Consider the following 18,657-nt stretch of genomic DNA (forward strand, 5'->3'; position numbering starts at 1 on the left):
GAAGCCACCTTGGTATGCTTACCAAGGTGGCTTTTGTTAATTATTATTTTGAATCTTTTACCATATTTTTTCTATAAAGGGCTTTTGCTATATAACCAAACGGAACATTCAATACAGTAGCGACTAGTTTAAGAATATATGTTGTTATAAAGATTTCGATTATTGCTTCGTTCGGTAGGGGACCGCCATAAAACGCTATGAGCACGAATAACGCAGTATCAATAATTGAACTGATTGCTGTACTACCATACGCACGAATGATAAATGTCTTATCTGAACTAAATACTTTCTTAATCAGTGCGAATATGAAAACATCAATATGTTGTCCAATGATATATGCAATAATTGAACCTAACGCGATACGGGGTACGAGACCAAAGATTGTTTTCATTGCGTCTTGAGCAACGTCTGCGCTTGCTGGATGGAACATTAATGATAATTGCATGACGATTATCATGACGATAGTAGAACTAAATCCTAACCATACTGCTTTTTTAGCGTCCTTACGACCGTAAATATCATTTAAGATATCTGTTGCTAAATAAATAGAAGCGAACATGACATTACCTAACGTGGCTGAAATCGTGAATATATCGACCGTTTTAATGACTTGCATGTTGGCAATAATAGTACCAAATGCAACCCAAACGAATAAACCTTGTTTACCGAAAAATTTATACATACTAACCATTAAAATAAACGTAACGAGAAATGAAATGACACCTAATATTTCATTCGACATTTTAAAACCTCCTAAATTTTGATAGTGCGGGTGTTTAGAAACCGCAAAATTCAACTCATCAATTTTAGTTGATATTGGCGATAAAATCAATAGGCTTTTAAAGCAAGATAATCTGCAAAAATAGAACTCAAATGATATAATGTATAACAATAAAGGAGTGACAATTATTCTAACTTTTGAAGAGAAAAAAGCGATTCAGTCAATTGATAAATTAATGAATCAATATTGTCATAGATGTTTACTAAAGACACACCTTAGAAAAGCGTATGGTAAGACACATGCACATCAGTTTTGCATCAGTGAATGTTCAGTCGGTAAACAGATTAAACAATTAGGAAACGAATTACAATAGGAGGCCATGTATGGAGATTTTACGTGTAGAACCAACACCAAGTCCGAATACGATGAAGATTGTACTGAATGAACATAGAGAAGGTAACCAATCTGATACGTATTCATCAGTTAATGAAAATAACCCTCAATTTATCAATGATTTACTTGAGTTAGAAGGGGTTAGATCTATATTTCACGTTATGGACTTCTTAGCTATAGATAAAAAACCTAAATTTGAGTGGGATGATGTATTACCTCAAATTACGTCAACTTTAAATGAAGAAAATCAAACAAATGAAACGCAGCCTGAAGAAAATTATGGTGAAATTAAAGCTGAAGTTTTAATGTTTAAAGGTATACCTTATCAAGTTAAATTGACGACTAAACAAGATGAGAAGCGTAAACAGTTACCTGAAATGTTTATTGATAGTATGATGGCTGCTCAAAAAGATGAAGACAACATTGTATTTCAACGTAAATGGGAAGATTTAGGTAGCCGTTATGGTGACATTGATGACGTTATGGATGAAGTTCATGAGGAGATTATTGCCCTTTATCCTGAAAGTCGTTTACAAGAACTTGTTAAGGATGCGAAAGAAACAGATGTTGTTATACCTGAGAAAGTATACAAACATGTAACGTTAGATGAATATAAAAATAGTGAGGACTGGAAAGAAAGACTACGTATGTTAAATGCTTTTCCAAAGCCTACTGAAGAAGACATTCCATTATTAAGTTATGCTTTAGATGAAGAAAAGGTTCCACTTCGTCGTGAAGCTGTTGTATTATTAGGAATGATTGAAGATAAAAATATCTTAGAATATATTTATAAAGGATTACATGATAAAAGTCCTGCTGTAAGACGTACTGCGGGTGATTGTTTAAGTGACCTTGGTTATAAAGAAGCTTTACCTGAAATGGTTAAAGCTTTAGATGATCCTCAAAAAATCGTTCGTTGGCGTGCAGCAATGTTTATCTTTGATGAAGGTAACCAAGATCAACTTGAAGCGTTAAAAGCGCATGCGGATGACCCTGCTTACGAAGTTAAATTACAAATTGAAATGGCAATTACACGAATTGAAAACGGTGAAGAAGCATTAGGTTCCGTATGGAAGCAAATTGCTAATCGAAATAAATAAAATGGAGTGATTAATCATATGAATCCATATGAAGCATATATGAAAGAAATCGCAAAACCAATGCGTGAAGAACTTGTTCAAAATAACTTTAAAAGTTTAGAAACTAAAGAAGACGTCTCTACTTACATGAATCATGTAGGCGAAGATGAAACAACATTTGTTGTTATTAATTCGACATGTGGTTGTGCTGCTGGCTTAGCGCGTCCCGCAGCTGTTACAGTGGCTGAACAAAATGATAAGAAGCCAGATCACAAAGTAACGGTATTTGCTGGGCAAGATAAAGAAGCTACTGAAGAAATGCGTAACTTTATCCAACAAGTACCTTCAAGCCCTTCATTCGCATTATTTAAAGGACAAAATCTTGTACACTTTATTCCAAGAGAGCATATTGAAGGCCGCGATATTCAAGATATTTGCATGGACATCAAAGAAGCATTTGATACACATTGTTCATAATTCAATCAATTAATTATAACGACTGATATCCGACGTGACACATTAGTTGGATACAGTCGTTTTTACTAAAATCGTTTATAATGAATTTTAAAGAGGTGAGAGATATGAATCCTTTCGATAAAAGTTATCACGAATTATGTGAGGAAATATTAGAAATAGGGAATAAGCGAGATGACAGAACGAATACGGGAACTATTTCTAAGTTCGGTCATCAATTACGATTTAATTTAAATCAAGGTTTTCCATTACTTACAACGAAACGAGTTCCTTTTAAACTTGTAGCAACAGAATTAATTTGGTTTATCAAAGGGGACACGAATATCAAATATTTACTTGAATATAATAATAATATTTGGAACGAGTGGGCTTTTGAAAAGTATGTGAAATCAGACGATTATCAAGGTCCTGATATGACTAACTTCGGACACAGAGCTTTAGAGGACGAGGCTTTTAAAGCAGTTTACCAAGAACAGATGGAAAAGTTTAAGACACGCATACTTGAAGATGACGCGTTTAGCGAACAATATGGTGATTTAGGTAATGTTTACGGTAAACAATGGCGTGACTGGGTTGATCAACACGGTAATCACTTTGATCAATTGAAACAAGTGATTGAACAGATAAAGACGCACCCTTACTCAAGACGCCATATTGTTTCAGCGTGGAATCCAACTGAGATTGATACGATGGCTCTACCGCCGTGTCATACGATGTTCCAATTTTATGTTCAAGATAACAAGTTAAGCTGTCAGCTCTATCAAAGAAGTGCAGATATCTTCTTAGGTGTACCATTTAATATTGCGAGTTATAGCTTACTTACGCATCTCGTAGCGCATGAGTGTGGTTTAGAAGTTGGCGAATTCGTGCATACATTTGGTGACGCACATATTTATTCAAATCATTTAGATGCTGTTCAAACTCAACTCAGTCGTTCAAGCTATAAACCGCCTAAACTTAAAATACTTACCGACAAATCGATTTTTGATATCGATTATGAGGATCTAAAAATTGAAGGGTACGAATCTCATCCATCAATAAAAGCACCGATTGCAGTTTAAATTTTAGAGGAGGATTAGTATGACTGTATCCATTATTGTTGCACACGATAAAAATAGAGTAATCGGAATTGATAACCAATTACCTTGGCACATTCCGAACGATTTAAAGCATGTTAAAAAACTAACTACGGGTAATACGCTTGTAATGGGACGTCAGACGTTCGAATCAATTGGGAAGCCTTTACCTAATCGTCGTAATGTCGTTTTAACGCGTAACACGTCTTTTAACCCTGAAGGTTTAGATGTGATTCATTCATTCAATGATATTGAAAAATTAGAAGGTCACGTATTTATATTTGGTGGCCAAACGTTATTCGATGAAATGATTGATAAAGTTGACGACATGTACATTACAGTTGTTGAAGATACGTTCCAAGGCGATACTTTCTTCCCGCCATATACGTTTGAAGATTGGGAAGTTGAATCATCAGTACGAGGCGAACTCGATGACAAGAATACGATTCCGCATACCTTCTTACACCTTATTAGAAAGTCAAAATAACGGAGGATAAAAATTTATGCCACAAAAGATTATAGTTACAGACTCTACTTCGGATTTACCGAAATCGTTTATCGAAGAACACGATATTAAAGTCGTACCTTTAAATATCACGATCGACGGTAAAAGTTACGAAGACCAAAATGATATTACTTCAGAATCATATATCAATTATTTAACTGAAGGCAAAAGTGATTTAAAGACAAGTCAACCTGCAATTGGTAAGTTCCTTGAGCTTTATGATTCTTATGCAAATCAGGACGTTGAAATTATCAGCATTCATTTATCATCATCAATGAGTGGTACGTACCAAACTGCATTACAAGCGAGTGAAATGACGAATACGAAAGTGACAGTCATTGATTCTAAATCCATTTCTTTTGGATTGGGCTTTCAAATTCAACATCTCGTTGAATGGGTTAAAGAAGGTTTACCTACAGAAGAAATTATTGAAAAGATGAACCACGTTATTAAAAACGTTAAAATCTTTGTGATTATAGGTCAATTAAACCAACTTATTAAAGGTGGACGCGTGAGTAAAGCTAAAGGGCTCATTGGTAATCTTATGAAGATTAAACCTATTTGCGAAGTTATCGATGGAAAAATTGAAATGGTTCATAACGCTAGAACTTATAACGCATGCATGAAATATATCAAGAAAGAATTACATCACTTTGTTGGTAATGATCATATTAAAGCTTTAGGTTTAGCGCATGCGAATGCCGAAGATTTAGTAGAAAAATTTAAAGCACAAATGGAAGAAACTTTCCAAGTAGATCGAGTGTCAACTAACGTTACTACACCTGTAATTTCTACGCACACTGGTTCTGGCGCACTAGGTGTTGTCGTGCTTAAGTCGTAACTTTCCGCTTACTCATATTTTAAAATAGCATTTCGAAAAGCAACATGTTAATTTTAAATCAAGCAAACTAAGGAGGGATTTTATGGCATATGCAACACTTGCTGGTGGTTGTTTTTGGTGTATGGTAAAACCATTTGATTCATTCGATGGTGTACATGCTGTGATTTCAGGTTACAGTGGTGGCCATACCGATAATCCTACCTATGAAGAAGTTTGTACCAATCAAACTGGACACGTTGAGGCAGTTCAAATAGAATTTGACCCAGATGTTATCAGTTATGAAGAAATCTTACGTAATTATTTTAAAACGTTTGACCCTACAGATAATAAAGGTCAATTTTTCGACCGTGGTGAAAGTTATGAGCCTGTCATTTTTTACCACTCGGAAGAACAGTTAGATACTGCTCGAGAAGTCATCGAAGATATCGATCAGCAAGGTATCTTTGATAAACCTATCGTTACACCTGTGAAACCTTATAAGAACTTTTATGAGGCAGAATCATATCATCAAGATTATTATAAAAAGAATCCGATGCACTACAACCAGTATCAAAATGGTTCAGGTCGTAAAGCGTTTATTGAAAAGCATTGGGGGCGTTCAAATGATTAAGAAGAATAAAGCAGATTTAAATGAAATGGAGTACTTAGTGACTCAAGAGGACGGTACTGAACCGCCTTTTCAAAATGAATATTGGAATCACTTCGAAGAGGGTATATATGTAGATAAGCTCTCAGGCAAACCATTATTTACATCTAAAGATAAGTTTGAGTCTGATTGTGGTTGGCCGAGCTTTTCAAAATCATTAGATGATGACGAAATTGTTGAACTCGTTGATAAATCATTTGGCATGGTTAGAACGGAAGTTCGTTCTGAAGGTAGTAATAGTCATTTAGGGCACGTCTTCCATGATGGACCTAAAGAAAAGGGTGGCCTACGTTATTGCATCAATTCTGCTGCGATACAGTTTATCCCGTATGACAAACTTGAAGAACTTGGATATGGCGATTTAATCCCATATTTTAAACAATAAGGAGAGATATCATGTTTAAAAAATTATTTGGCAAAAACGAAGAAGTTGATAAAAACTTAGAAATCTATGCACCGATGTCGGGCTCATATGTAAATATTGAAGATATTCCTGACCCAGTTTTCGCTCAGAAAATGATGGGTGAAGGATTTGGTATTAAACCTAACGATGGGACAGTTGTATCACCAATTAATGGTACAGTTGACAATGTTTTTCCAACGAAGCATGCGATTGGTTTAAAGTCTGAGAATGGCCTTGAATTACTCGTTCATATCGGTTTAGATACTGTTCAATTAAATGGTGAAGGCTTTGAAACACTTGTAGAAAGTGGCGATACAGTTGAAGTCGGCACACCTATCTTAAAATTCGATGTATCATATATTAATGAAAACGCGAAATCTATTATTTCACCAGTTATTATCACTAACACTGATGCATTAGAGTCTGTGAACGTTAATCAATTAGAAACACTTACTAAAGGTGAAACTAAAGTCATTGACGTGACGATGCAATAATGAAAGATTATTCATTTTACCAGTTCATAATGGCTGTCAGAAATCGACCTAATGAAGAGGGTCGTTTTGCTGAAATGGTTTATAATGATTTGTCGTTCCCTAAACAAGAAAGTGACTTTAACGTCTTATCGGACTACATTGAAACGTCGTCTGATATTACGTTATCAATGTCAGTTTTCGATGATTTATATGAAGAATATCAAGAATGGTTAAAATTCTAATGTAGCATGATTCATATATGAACAGGGGCGTTTAGAAGTCCCTGTTCTTATTTTGTATGACCTTAAGTGTTAGGAAGTGAATGAAATGCAGAATCAATCCCACAATGAAAAGCAACAAGAAGATAGCAATGCTAACTTACATAATCGTAATATGATGCACATATCTAAATTTCGATATATCTTAACAATCTTACTTACTATTATTCTTACTTCCTTTATACTTTTAGCAATCTTATTTGTTGGTACTAAAGGATTTACCATCTTTACGAGCAAGCAGAGTGGCCAAACGGCTAAAATCCAACAGGTCTATAATATGCTTGATCGCAACTACTATAAAAATTTCGACAATGATAAAGTTATTGATCAAAGTATCAAGGGCATGGTTAAAGGATTAGATGACCCTTATTCTGAATATATGACTAAAAAAGAGACTGAAAAGTTTACAGAAGATGTTTCAGGTGACTTTGTTGGAATTGGCGCTGAAATGCAGAAGAAACATGATGAGCTCATGGTAACAAGCCCGATTAAAGGTTCTCCTGCAGAAAAATCAGGTCTTATGCCTAAAGATGTCGTATTAAAAGTTGATCACAAATCGATTAAGGGTAAGGCTTTTGAAGAAGTGGTCAATTCAATCAGAGGTGAAAAGGGTACGGACGTGACGTTAACGATTAAGCGTGGCGGCGAGACGAAAGATATTACGATCACACGTGATGAAATTCATGTTGATAGTGTTACCTATGAGAAGAAAGGTAAAGTCGGCGTCTTTACGATTAATAAATTCCAAGAAGATACCTCTAAAGAATTGAAACTCGCGATTAAGAAAGCGCATAAACAAGGCGTTCGAGACATCGTCCTTGATTTACGTAACAACCCTGGAGGCTTGCTCGATGAAGCTGTGAAGATGAGTAATATCTTCATTGAAAAGAACAAAACTGTCGTCAAGCTTCAAAAAGGTAATCAAAAAGAAGCTGTTAAAACGACGATCGATCCTCTTAAAGAAGCGAAAGATATGAACGTTTCAATTTTAGTGAATAAGGGTTCTGCGAGTGCCTCTGAAGTCTTTACTGGTGCTATGAAGGATTACGGACTTGCGAAAGTGTACGGTGAAACAACATTTGGTAAGGGCATTGTCCAAACTACGCACGAGTTTAAAGATGGATCGTTACTTAAGTTTACTGAAATGAAATGGTTAACACCGAAAGAACATTATATTCACAAGAAGGGTATTAAACCTGATGTGAACATTAAGTCGCCTCGTTATCAATCATTAGACCTCATACCTGATGATAAGACGTTTAAAGTTGGTGACAAAGGTAAGAATGTGAAGTCGATTAAAATTGGTTTAGAAGCGCTTGGTTATTACAAGGGCGACGATAAACCAGTATTTGATAAAGACTTAGAACAAGCCATCATGACATTCCAACAGGATGAAAAGATAGAGTTGACAGGAACGTTTGATAAAGAGACAAATGAACGCTTCACTGAGAAACTTGTTGAAAAGGCTAATAAGCATGATGCAGTGTTAGATCAATTATTAAAACAAGTTAAATCTAAGGAGTGACGCTTTTCACATGAGAATCGCAACAGAGAAAGACATCAAAGCTATTATGCATATTACAGATCAAGCAAAATCTTTAATGAACGATGATGATCATTCACAGTGGGATGAACGCTATCCCACTCGTGATGATTTTATGCAAGATATTCAGTTAGAAAATATGTATGTTTATGAAATGGATGAACGCGTGGTAGGTTATATCGTTATCGATCAAAACCAAGCAAATTGGTATGACCGCTTTGAATGGCCGGTTAACCGCGATGGCGCTTACGTCATTCATCGTTTAGCAGTCGATACATCTCAAAAAGGTATCGCACAAAAATTAATTTCATTTGCGATAGAATTTGCTTTATCGCATAATAGCACTGTACTACTTACAGATACGCTGTCGTTAAACCAACGTGCACAACGTTTGTTTAATAAGTTTGGATTTATTAAAGTAGGTGAGACGGTTATTGACGACCCGCCATACGACCACAAAGATCCATTTTACGTATACTATAAAATACTTAAAGAATAGAGGTAGTAATTATGGCTAAAATTGCTTTTACAGGCGGCGGTACAATTGGACATGTATCCGTAAATTTAAGTTTAATTCCAGTTGCTGAAGAAAAAGGCCACGAGGTCTTTTACATAGGTTCAAAGACTGGCATTGAAAAGGAAATGCTTCAAGATAAATTACCTCAAGTTAAATATATGCCGATTTCAAGTGGTAAGTTACGTCGTTACCTTTCTTTTGAAAACTTGAAAGATGTGTTTAAGGTGTTAAAAGGCGTGCTTGATGCGAGACGCATTTTGAAAAAGGAAAAGCCGGATATTTTATTTTCAAAGGGTGGTTTCGTATCCGTGCCGGTTGTAATCGCGGCCAAATCTTTAAACATACCAACTATTGTTCATGAATCAGATTTAACACCAGGTTTAGCGAACAAAATTGCGTTGAAATTCGCTAAAAAAATGTATACGACTTTCGAAGATACTGTGAAACATTTACCTCAAGATAAAGCTGAGTTCATCGGCGCGACTGTACGTGATGACCTTAAAACAGGTAGCAGACAGAAGGGTTATGATTTAACTAACTTTAATGCTGATAAAGAAGTTTTACTTGTTATGGGCGGTAGTTTAGGAAGTAAGAAAATTAACGATGCTATCCGTAATAATCTATCGACGCTACTCGATAAATATCAAATCATTCACTTAACTGGTAAAGGTATGAAAGACGATAGTATTTCTCAAAAAGGGTATGTACAATATGAGTTCGTTACGGATGAACTAACAGATTTACTTGCGATTACGGACAAAGTTGTATCCCGAGCTGGCTCTAATTCAATTTATGAATTTCTAGTGTTACGCATTCCAATGTTACTAATTCCCCTAGGACTTGATCAATCAAGAGGCGACCAAATTGATAACGCGAAAAATTTCGTTAAAAAAGGTTACGCTAAAATGTTAAATGAGTCAGATTTAAATGAAGATAGTTTAAATAACGCTTTAACTGTTTTAGAACAAGAGCACGAGGCAATTGTTGAACAAATGCAAACATTTAAAGAAAGTTATACTAAAGAAGATTTATTCAATAAAATTATGAAAGATGCTTTAGAATAAGAGAGGTGTCCTCAACATGAGCCGTTGGAAAAGAATTTCATTATTAATTATCTTTACCTTAATCTTCGGCATTATCGCGTTCTTCCACGAATCGCGACTAGGTAAATGGATTGATAACGAAGTTTATGAATTTATCTATTCATCAGAAAGTTTTATCACGACAACAATCTTCCTTGGCGCAACTAAGATTGCCGAAGTTTGGACGATGGTCGTATTGTCGTTACTTGTCGTGTGTTATCTCATGCTTAAAAAGTTACACATCGAAGCATTATTCTTCTTCATCACGATGTCGTTATCTGGAACTTTAAACCCTATCTTAAAGAATATATTCGATAGAGAACGTCCAACATTACTACGTTTAATCGACATTTCTGGCTTTAGCTTCCCAAGTGGTCACGCAATGGGATCCACAGCGTTTTTTGGAAGCTTGATGTATGTCTTTAACCGTACTTTAAAAGGCCAGTCCAAAGGATTCATGATAGGATTATGCGCATTGTTTATATTACTTATTTCATCATCGCGTGTGTACTTAGGCGTACATTTCCCAACAGACATCATTGCTGGTATTATCGGCGGTACGTTCTGTATCGTATTCGTTCAACTTTTACTCATTTCGAAGTTAGAACAACATAAATTAGCTTAGTTGGTAGGGCGCACGTTTGAGGTTAGTTAGTTTGTGTAAGCTTAGTTTTGTGAAGGCTAAGTAAGGAATAGGGAAGTTGAGCGGGCTAACGCGGTGCGGTCGTGTAGGTTTGACTGGTCGCCGGATCACTGAGCGTCGTGCCGACGTTTACTCGAGTCGACTGAGATGATTTATAGGTGAAGCACTCATTAAGTTGAGTGCTTTTTCTTTTAATACAGATCCGCCTAGATAAATGTAGTTTCTTGTTCAATCTAGTCGAGTTCACAGGAAGGTAGGATTTTAACCATTTAATTGCAGGTAGTGGTAGTTATAAACATACATGCTTAAAGGCGATTATCAAGACTTTTCAAACGTGAGAAACGAAGGCCTTTAGTTTATCAAGACTACTCAAACGTGAGAAACGGAGCCCCTTGGTTTATCAAGACTACTCAAACGTGAGAAACGGAGGCCCTTGGTTTATCAAGACTACTCAAACGTGAGAAACGAAGGCCCTTAGTTTATCAAGACTTTTCAAACGTGAGAAACGGAGGCCTTTGGTTTATCAAGACTTTTCAAACGTGAGAAAAGAAGGCTCTTGGTTTATCAAGACTTTTCAAACGTGAGAATTGAAGGCCCTTGGTTTATCAAGACTACTCAAACGTGAGAAACGAAGGCCCTTAGTTTATCAAGACTTTTCAAACGTGAGAAATGGAAGCCTTTGGTTTATCAAGACTTCTCTAACGTGAGAAATAGAGGGCCTCATATTTACAAGACTTTCGTAACGTGTAATGCAATCACCTCTAAATTTACAAGACTCCAAAAACGTGTAAACGAAAGGGCTTTAAATTTACAAGACTTTCGTAACGTGTAAATCAAACCCCTTCAAATTTACAAGAATTTTAAAACGTTTAATTTAACCCCCTCTAAATTTACAAGACTATCAAAACGTGTAAATCAAACTCCTCCAAATTTACAAGACTTTCGAAACGTGTAAATCAAACAGCTCTAAATTTACAAGACTGCAGAAACGTGTAAATCAAACAGCTCTAAATTTACAAGACTCTAGAAACGTGTAAACCAAAGGCACTCATATTTACAAGACTTTCAAAACGTGTAATGCAATCACCTCTAAATTTACAAGACAATGCAAACGTGTAAAACCACTAAAACCAACCACAATCTAAAAAATTTACCGCTAACACTATCTATACTACCACCATTACCTAACAACCCACACAAAAAAGCCGACTTATCCGCCACAGGATAAATCGGCTTATTCTACTGTAAGAACATTCATTCTTACACGTCATTTTAGTCTTTTACACGGGCATATAAAAGGGGATACTGTGTTGAAAATGATTCAGCCAAATCGAAAGATATAGTTTGTGGGGGGAGTATATCCATGGCACTGATAATCATTTTCAATTACATTATAACGTAATGAGAATGATTGTCAATTAGAAACCCCAAAAAATTTTAAATTTATCTTTTCACTTCCGGGAACAGTGTCTATACTTTATGATAAGGATTGAGGTGTACTGTATGAAAAGAATATTAATTGTAGAAGATGAGCAAAATTTAGCTCGCTTTATAGAACTAGAATTAAAACATGAAGATTACGACGTCGACATCGAATATGATGGCGAGAACGGTTTAAACCGTGCATTAGATGAAGACTATAATTTAATACTACTCGATCTAATGCTGCCGAAAACGAATGGCCTCGAAGTATGTAGACGCATCAGACGTACGAAAGAGACGCCAATCATCATCATTACCGCAAAGGACGATACATATGACAAAGTTGTAGGTCTCGACTACGGTGCTGACGATTATATCGTTAAACCATTCGACATTGAAGAACTGCTTGCGCGAATTCGTGCAATAATGCGCCGTCATGGTGAGAACATTTCAGTACCGACGAATCAAATCGCAATCGATAACCTCATTATCGACAAAGACGCTTTCGAAGTTCGAATCGACAACCAGAATCTGGACCTTACTAAAACGGAGTACGATCTTCTGTTACTACTCGCTGAAAATAAAAACCACGTCCTTCAACGTGAGCAAATTCTAAGTCACGTTTGGGGCTTTGACACAGAAGTCGAAACGAACGTAGTTGACGTTTACATTCGATACTTACGCAACAAGTTAAGACCCTTTGAAAAGAACAAACTGATTGAAACTGTACGTGGTGTTGGCTACGTGGTACGCGCATGAAACAACGTACATTAAAGACGAAATGGACGCTTATAACAACGACTTTAACCTTTTTAATTATATTTATATTTTGTTTAATGATTATCTACTTTTTAAGTGATGTCCTTAAGCAAAAGGAACTTGAAACCATCGATCGCAGTTCTGACAATATTATTAACCTTATGGAAAATAAACCGATCGATGAAATCACTTTTTTAGATCTAAACGCATCACTAGGTAACTTTCAAAAGGTTATACTATACGATTCCAATCGAAAAGAGCTTGTTGAGAGTACGAACGATGACTCAATAACGTACTCTCCAAAGCTTAGTCAGCTTTCAAATAAGAAGATTTCGATACAACATCATAATGGAAATGACTACTTAGTTGTAAAAAGTGATATCGATAATTCGAATTTTACCGGCTCAAGCGTTATCATTCACTCTATGGAGAACTATAATTCTGTGATTCAATCCATTTATTATCTTGCGATTGTATTTGGACTTATAACACTCGCCATAACGGCATTAATTAGTTATATCTTTTCAATCCAGATTACGAAACCAATCGTAACATTATCGAATAAAATGATTCAGATTCGCAGAAATGGTTTCCAAGAGCAACTTCGCATTCCGACAAACTACGAAGAAACTGACGATATGATTGATACGTTTAATAAAATGATGGAACAACTGGAAGATTCATTTAAACAGCAACAACAATTTGTTGAGGATGCTTCTCACGAACTTCGTACGCCACTTCAAATTATTCAAGGCCATCTTAACCTAATTAAACGCTGGGGGAAAAAGGACCCTGAAGTACTTGAAGAATCATTAAACATTTCAATAGAAGAGATGAAACGCATTACACGATTAGTTGAAGAGCTTTTACTTTTAACAAAAGACAATGCCAAGATGAATGAAAACGAAATTGAAGTTGTAGATGTGAATCATGAGATTAAATCTCGTATTAAGTCACTTGAACAATTACATCCTGACTATACGTTTCTATTTGATACATCTCATGAAAAGATATCTTTAACGATGAACCGTTTCCATTTAGAACAAGTGTTGCTCATCTTTATTGATAATGCGATTAAGTACGACCAGAAAGAAAAGCGAATTAACATACAAACAACTTTAAAAAATAAACGCGTGATGATAGAGATAACTGACCACGGTCTTGGTATTCCTAAGAAGGACCTTGAATTCATCTACGACCGCTTTTATCGTGTTGATAAATCAAGGTCACGAAAACAAGGTGGAAACGGCTTAGGATTATCCATTGCCCAAAAGGTTATTAAACAATATGAAGGACATATTAAAGTGGATAGTGAAGTGGGTAAATTTACGACATTTACAATTACATTTTAAATTGTCACTTTACCTATTACTACAGTGTTTTCCCCTTTAAATGATAGTCATAAAGTGCTATTATTGTCCTGTAAGCGTTTTTATTTTTTCTGTGGAGGGTGGAACATGACGAAAGATAAACAGGTGACTGAAGCGCCTGTAAATTTTGGTGCAAACTTAGGCTTAATGTTAGAGCTTTATGATCAGTTCTTAGAAGATCCTAGTTCTGTATCAGATGATTTGCAAGTGCTCTTCAGCACAATCAAAAACGATGAAGCAACAATTGCTGCTCCGTCAACACAATCAAACTCTGGTGACGCTACTATCAAAAGCTTAATGCGTTTAGTAGATAACATCAGAATGTACGGACATTTACTTGCTGATATTTACCCAGTAAATAAACCAACAAGGAAGAATGTCCCTAAATTAACGATTGAAGACTTTGGATTAGATCGTGAAACATTAGAAAAGATTCCAGCAGAACTTGTTTCTGATCACTTCAAAGGCATTTATGACAATGCTTATGAAGCTATTCTTAGAATGGAGAAACGTTATAAAGGACCTATCGCGTTTGAATATACGCATATTAATCATAATGAAGAGCGTGTATGGCTTAAGAGTCGTATCGAAACACCTCATCAAAATGAATATTCAAACGAAGAAAAGATTGAATTCTTTAAAAATCTTGCACACGTAGAAGGTTTCGAAAAATATCTACATAAAAACTTCGTAGGGGCTAAACGTTTCTCTATTGAAGGTGTAGATACATTAGTACCTATGCTTCAAAGAACGTTACAACTTGCTAGTGATGAAGGGATCACTAATATTCAAATCGGTATGGCGCACCGTGGTCGTTTAAATGTTCTGACTCACGTATTACAAAAACCATACTCAATGATGATTTCAGAATTTATGCACACTGATCCAATGAAATTCTTACCAGGGGACGAGAGTTTAGAATTAACTTCTGGTTGGACAGGCGATGTTAAATATCACTTAGGTGGTACTAAAGTGACTGACGCATACGGCATTGAACAACGTATTTCACTTGCTAATAACCCAAGTCACTTAGAAATCGTTTCACCAGTTGTTATTGGTAAAACACGTGCAGACCAAGACGACACAATGCACGAAGGTGCACCTACAACAGATTATACGAAAGCAATGCCAATCATCATTCATGGTGATGCCGCTTATCCAGGTCAAGGTATCAACTTTGAAACGATGAACCTTGGTAACTTAAATAGTTACTCTACTGGCGGTACATTCCATATCATTACGAACAACCGTATAGGTTTCACTACAGAACCAGAAGATGGTCGTTCTACAACATATGCTACAGACGTAGCTAAAGGTTACGATGTACCAATTATGCACGTTAACGCTGACGACGTTGAAGCTACTATCGAAGCAATCAACATCGCTATGGATTTCAGAAAAGAATTCCATAAAGACGTTGTTATCGACTTAGTTGGTTACCGTCGCTTCGGTCATAACGAAATGGATGAACCATCAATTACAAACCCAGTTCCTTACCAAAACATCCGTAAACACGATTCAGTTGAAATTCTTTACGGTAAAAAACTTGTTGAACAAGGTATCATTTCTGAAGATGAAATGAACGAAGTAATCGATGGCGTTCAAAAAACAATCCGTGCTGAACACGATAAAATTGACAAAGAAGACAAAATGGACGATCCAGACATGGATAAACCAAATTCAATTGAATTACCGTTACAAGATAACGAAAGCGAGTTAAGCTATGAGCGCTTAAAAGAAATTAATGACGCTATGCTTTCTTATCCTGAAGATTTCACTGTCTTCAAGAAGTTAAATCGTGTACTTGAAAAACGTAGAGAACCATTTGAAAAAGAAGATGGTCTTGTAGATTGGGCTCATGCTGAACAATTAGCTTTTGCTACAATTATGCAAGAAGAAACACCAATTCGCTTAACTGGACAAGATTCTGAACGTGGTACATTCAGTCACCGTCACGCAGTATTACATGACTCAGAAAACGGTAATGAATTCATCCCACTTCAAAATGTACCAGATCAAAAAGCGACATTCGATGTTCACAACTCACCACTTTCTGAAGCAGCAGTAGTTGGTTTCGAATATGGTTATAACGTTGAGAATAGTAAAACAATGACGATTTGGGAAGCACAATACGGTGATTTCTCAAACATGTCACAAATGATCTTTGACAACTTCTTATTTAGTGGAAATGCTAAATGGGGTGAACGTTCAGGTTTAACATTATTCTTACCTCACGCTTATGAAGGTCAAGGTCCTGAACACTCTTCAGCTCGTTTAGAACGTTTCTTACAATTAGCTGGAGAAAACAACATGACTGTTGTTAATTTATCTAGCTCAGCAAACTACTTCCACTTATTACGTGCACAAGCTGCAAGCTTAGATACAGATGCAATGAGACCACTCGTTGTTATGTCACCTAAGAGCTTATTACGTAATAAAACAGTAGCTGACACTATTGATAAATTCACATCAGGCAAATTTGAGCCAATTTTACCTGAACCACATGAAAAAGAAAAAATTAAAAAAGTCATTTTAGCATCGGGCAAAATGTTTATCGACTTAAAAGAGCATATGGCTAAAAATCCTGATGAAGAAATTCTTTTAGTAGCGGTTGAACGTTTATATCCATTCCCAGAAGAAGAAGTTCAAGCAGTTATTAATGAACTTCCAAACCTTGAAACAGTAGCTTGGGTTCAAGAAGAACCTAAAAACCAAGGTTCATGGTTATACGTATATCCTTACCTAAAAGAAATTGTTGGTGACGCATATAACTTAAGCTATCATGGAAGAGTAACGCGTGCGACGCCAGCTGAAGGTGACGGAGAAATCCATAAACTTGTTCAAAAAATTATCATCGAAAATAGTATGAATAAAAACTAGGGGGAAGTAAGATGCCAGAGGTAAAAGTTCCAGAATTAGCAGAATCAATTACAGAAGGTACAATTGCAGAATGGTTAAAGCAAAAAGGTGACACTGTTGATAAAGGTGAAGCTATTTTAGAATTAGAAACAGACAAAGTTAACGTTGAGGTTGTTTCTGAAGAAGCAGGAACATTACAAGAATTATTAGCTGAAGAAGGCGACACTGTAGAAGTAGGTCAAGCAGTAGCTGTAGTAGGCGAAGGCGTCGCTAGTTCTTCAAGTGATGACGCTAAAGAAGAGAAAAAAGACGACAGCAATAAAGACAACAAAGAAGAGAAGAAAGAAGAATCATCTTCAGATAACAAATCAGAAGATACTTCATCTAAAGACGAATCTTCTCAAGATCGCGTAAATGCGACACCATCAGCTCGTAAATATGCGCGTGAAAAAGGCATCGACTTAAGTGAAGTTAGTGGTAAGTCTAACGATGTTGTACGTAAAGAAGACGTTGACCGCAGTCAACAACCTAAATCACAACCATCAAATGAAAAATCTCAATCTAAACCACAAAAACCTGAAAACCCATCTAAACCAGTTGTTCGTGAAAAAATGAAACGTAGAAAACAAACAGCTGCTAAGAAATTATTAGAAGTATCTAATAACACAGCAATGTTAACTACATTCAACGAAGTTGACATGTCAGCAGTTATGAACCTACGTAAACGTAAAAAAGAACAATTTATGGAAAACCATGATGGTACTAAACTTGGTTTCATGTCATTCTTCACTAAAGCTTCAGTAGCTGCACTTAAGAAGTTCCCTGAAGTTAATGCTGAAATTGACGGCGAAGACATGGTTACTAAGCAATACTATGATATCGGTGTAGCTGTATCTACAGACGACGGCTTATTAGTACCGAATGTTCGTGACTGTGATAAGAAAAACTTCGCAGAAATCGAAGCTGAAATTGCTAACCTTGCTAAAAAAGCAAGAGACAAAAAATTAGGCTTAGATGACATGATGAACGGTTCATTCACAATCACTAACGGTGGTATCTTCGGTTCTATGATGTCTACACCAATCATCAACGGTAGCCAAGCTGCTATCTTAGGTTTACATTCAATCATGACACGTCCAGTAGCAATCGACAAAGACACGATTGAAAACAGACCAATGATGTACATCGCATTAAGCTATGACCACCGTATCATCGATGGTAAAGAAGCAGTAGGTTTCTTAAAAACAATCAAAGAATTAATTGAAAACCCAGAAGATTTATTATTAGAATCATAATTCTGGAACATACGTTAACTTAATTCACAATATAGCTACCAACATGGCACATTGCTTTGTTGGTAGCTTTTTTTTGCCTTTTTTCTCTCCCTTCAGCAAAAGCCCTTTATATCAAACATCTCTTAATTAAGCGTAATTAAATATGTGATAACAATAGTCTTGTTTTAAAATTATTTATGAAATGTAAACTTTTAGTAATTTCTTTAAAATGCTTGCTTTTACTAAAAATTATTATGATATAGTATTATTATATTGAAATCTGACTATAATAATTTGAA

General features: G+C 35.9%; 19 protein-coding genes. 18 read left to right on the plus strand and 1 reads right to left on the minus strand.

The genetic code is table 11. From position 1 onward, the window contains the following. Window positions 1-43: 43 nt before the first annotated feature. Window positions 44-742 (minus strand): queuosine precursor transporter, encoded by a 699-nt coding sequence (locus tag A33S_RS0102495; protein ID WP_009383792.1) that lies wholly within the window; start codon window positions 740-742, stop codon window positions 44-46. A gap of 157 nt (window positions 743-899) precedes the next feature. On the opposite strand from A33S_RS0102495, the gene A33S_RS11970 reads away from it, so the two are divergent. The 18 genes from A33S_RS11970 to sucB all read left to right on the plus strand — a co-directional run bounded on the left by A33S_RS11970 (window position 900) and on the right by sucB (window position 18,379). Continuing rightward, window positions 900-1,094 (plus strand): zinc-finger domain-containing protein, encoded by a 195-nt coding sequence (locus A33S_RS11970; protein ID WP_009383793.1) that lies wholly within the window; start codon window positions 900-902, stop codon window positions 1,092-1,094. 10 nt (window positions 1,095-1,104) lie between these two features. Next, window positions 1,105-2,214: a conserved virulence factor C family protein gene (locus A33S_RS0102500; protein WP_009383794.1), complete on the plus strand. Its 1,110-nt coding sequence runs from the start codon at window positions 1,105-1,107 to the stop codon at window positions 2,212-2,214. 18 nt (window positions 2,215-2,232) lie between these two features. Continuing rightward, entirely contained in the window at window positions 2,233-2,670 is a 438-nt protein-coding gene (gene brxA / locus A33S_RS0102505; RefSeq protein ID WP_009383795.1) for a bacilliredoxin BrxA, read from the plus strand. 104 nt (window positions 2,671-2,774) lie between these two features. Next, a complete protein-coding gene (locus tag A33S_RS0102510; RefSeq protein WP_009383796.1) occupies window positions 2,775-3,728 on the plus strand; it encodes a thymidylate synthase in 954 nt (317 codons plus the stop codon). 19 nt (window positions 3,729-3,747) lie between these two features. Next, on the plus strand, window positions 3,748-4,230 hold the full coding sequence (locus A33S_RS0102515; RefSeq protein ID WP_009383797.1) for a dihydrofolate reductase: 483 nt from the start codon (window positions 3,748-3,750) through the stop codon (window positions 4,228-4,230). A 16-nt stretch (window positions 4,231-4,246) separates the two neighbouring features. Continuing rightward, a complete protein-coding gene (locus A33S_RS0102520; protein WP_009383798.1) occupies window positions 4,247-5,089 on the plus strand; it encodes a DegV family protein in 843 nt (280 codons plus the stop codon). 82 nt (window positions 5,090-5,171) lie between these two features. Then, entirely contained in the window at window positions 5,172-5,699 is a 528-nt protein-coding gene (gene msrA, locus A33S_RS0102525; protein WP_009383799.1) for a peptide-methionine (S)-S-oxide reductase MsrA, read from the plus strand. After that, window positions 5,692-6,120, plus strand: coding sequence for a peptide-methionine (R)-S-oxide reductase MsrB (gene msrB / locus A33S_RS0102530; protein WP_009383800.1), 429 nt, complete (start codon window positions 5,692-5,694; stop codon window positions 6,118-6,120). Before msrA ends, msrB begins: the two co-directional genes overlap by 8 nt. A gap of 11 nt (window positions 6,121-6,131) precedes the next feature. After that, window positions 6,132-6,632, plus strand: a complete 501-nt coding sequence (locus tag A33S_RS0102535) for a PTS sugar transporter subunit IIA (RefSeq protein WP_009383801.1) — start codon at window positions 6,132-6,134, stop codon at window positions 6,630-6,632. Beyond that, window positions 6,632-6,853, plus strand: coding sequence for a YozE family protein (locus A33S_RS0102540; protein ID WP_009383802.1), 222 nt, complete (start codon window positions 6,632-6,634; stop codon window positions 6,851-6,853). Before A33S_RS0102535 ends, A33S_RS0102540 begins: the two co-directional genes overlap by 1 nt. A gap of 76 nt (window positions 6,854-6,929) precedes the next feature. Beyond that, entirely contained in the window at window positions 6,930-8,414 is a 1,485-nt protein-coding gene (locus tag A33S_RS0102545) for a S41 family peptidase (RefSeq protein WP_026048949.1), read from the plus strand. A 10-nt stretch (window positions 8,415-8,424) separates the two neighbouring features. After that, a complete protein-coding gene (locus A33S_RS0102550; protein ID WP_009383804.1) occupies window positions 8,425-8,931 on the plus strand; it encodes a GNAT family N-acetyltransferase in 507 nt (168 codons plus the stop codon). Between the two features lie 11 nt (window positions 8,932-8,942). Next, the gene (locus A33S_RS0102555; RefSeq protein ID WP_009383805.1) at window positions 8,943-10,013 is read left to right on the plus strand and encodes an undecaprenyldiphospho-muramoylpentapeptide beta-N-acetylglucosaminyltransferase; all 1,071 of its coding nucleotides are present in this window, start codon (window positions 8,943-8,945) and stop codon (window positions 10,011-10,013) included. Between the two features lie 16 nt (window positions 10,014-10,029). After that, window positions 10,030-10,656, plus strand: a complete 627-nt coding sequence (locus tag A33S_RS0102560; protein WP_009383806.1) for a phosphatase PAP2 family protein — start codon at window positions 10,030-10,032, stop codon at window positions 10,654-10,656. 1,521 nt (window positions 10,657-12,177) lie between these two features. Beyond that, window positions 12,178-12,855, plus strand: coding sequence for a response regulator transcription factor (locus A33S_RS0102565; RefSeq protein WP_009383807.1), 678 nt, complete (start codon window positions 12,178-12,180; stop codon window positions 12,853-12,855). Continuing rightward, a complete protein-coding gene (locus tag A33S_RS0102570) occupies window positions 12,852-14,207 on the plus strand; it encodes a HAMP domain-containing sensor histidine kinase (RefSeq protein ID WP_009383808.1) in 1,356 nt (451 codons plus the stop codon). The genes A33S_RS0102565 and A33S_RS0102570 overlap by 4 nt, the downstream gene beginning before the upstream one ends. 105 nt (window positions 14,208-14,312) lie before the next feature. After that, window positions 14,313-17,105, plus strand: a complete 2,793-nt coding sequence (locus A33S_RS0102575) for a 2-oxoglutarate dehydrogenase E1 component (protein ID WP_009383809.1) — start codon at window positions 14,313-14,315, stop codon at window positions 17,103-17,105. Between the two features lie 11 nt (window positions 17,106-17,116). Beyond that, window positions 17,117-18,379, plus strand: a complete 1,263-nt coding sequence (sucB, locus tag A33S_RS0102580) for a dihydrolipoyllysine-residue succinyltransferase (RefSeq protein ID WP_017176516.1) — start codon at window positions 17,117-17,119, stop codon at window positions 18,377-18,379. The last annotated feature ends 278 nt before the right edge of the window (window positions 18,380-18,657 follow it).

The sequence above is a fragment of the Staphylococcus massiliensis CCUG 55927 genome (assembly GCF_000298075.1).
In the GTDB taxonomy this organism is placed as follows: Bacteria; Bacillota; Bacilli; order Staphylococcales; family Staphylococcaceae; genus Staphylococcus; species Staphylococcus massiliensis.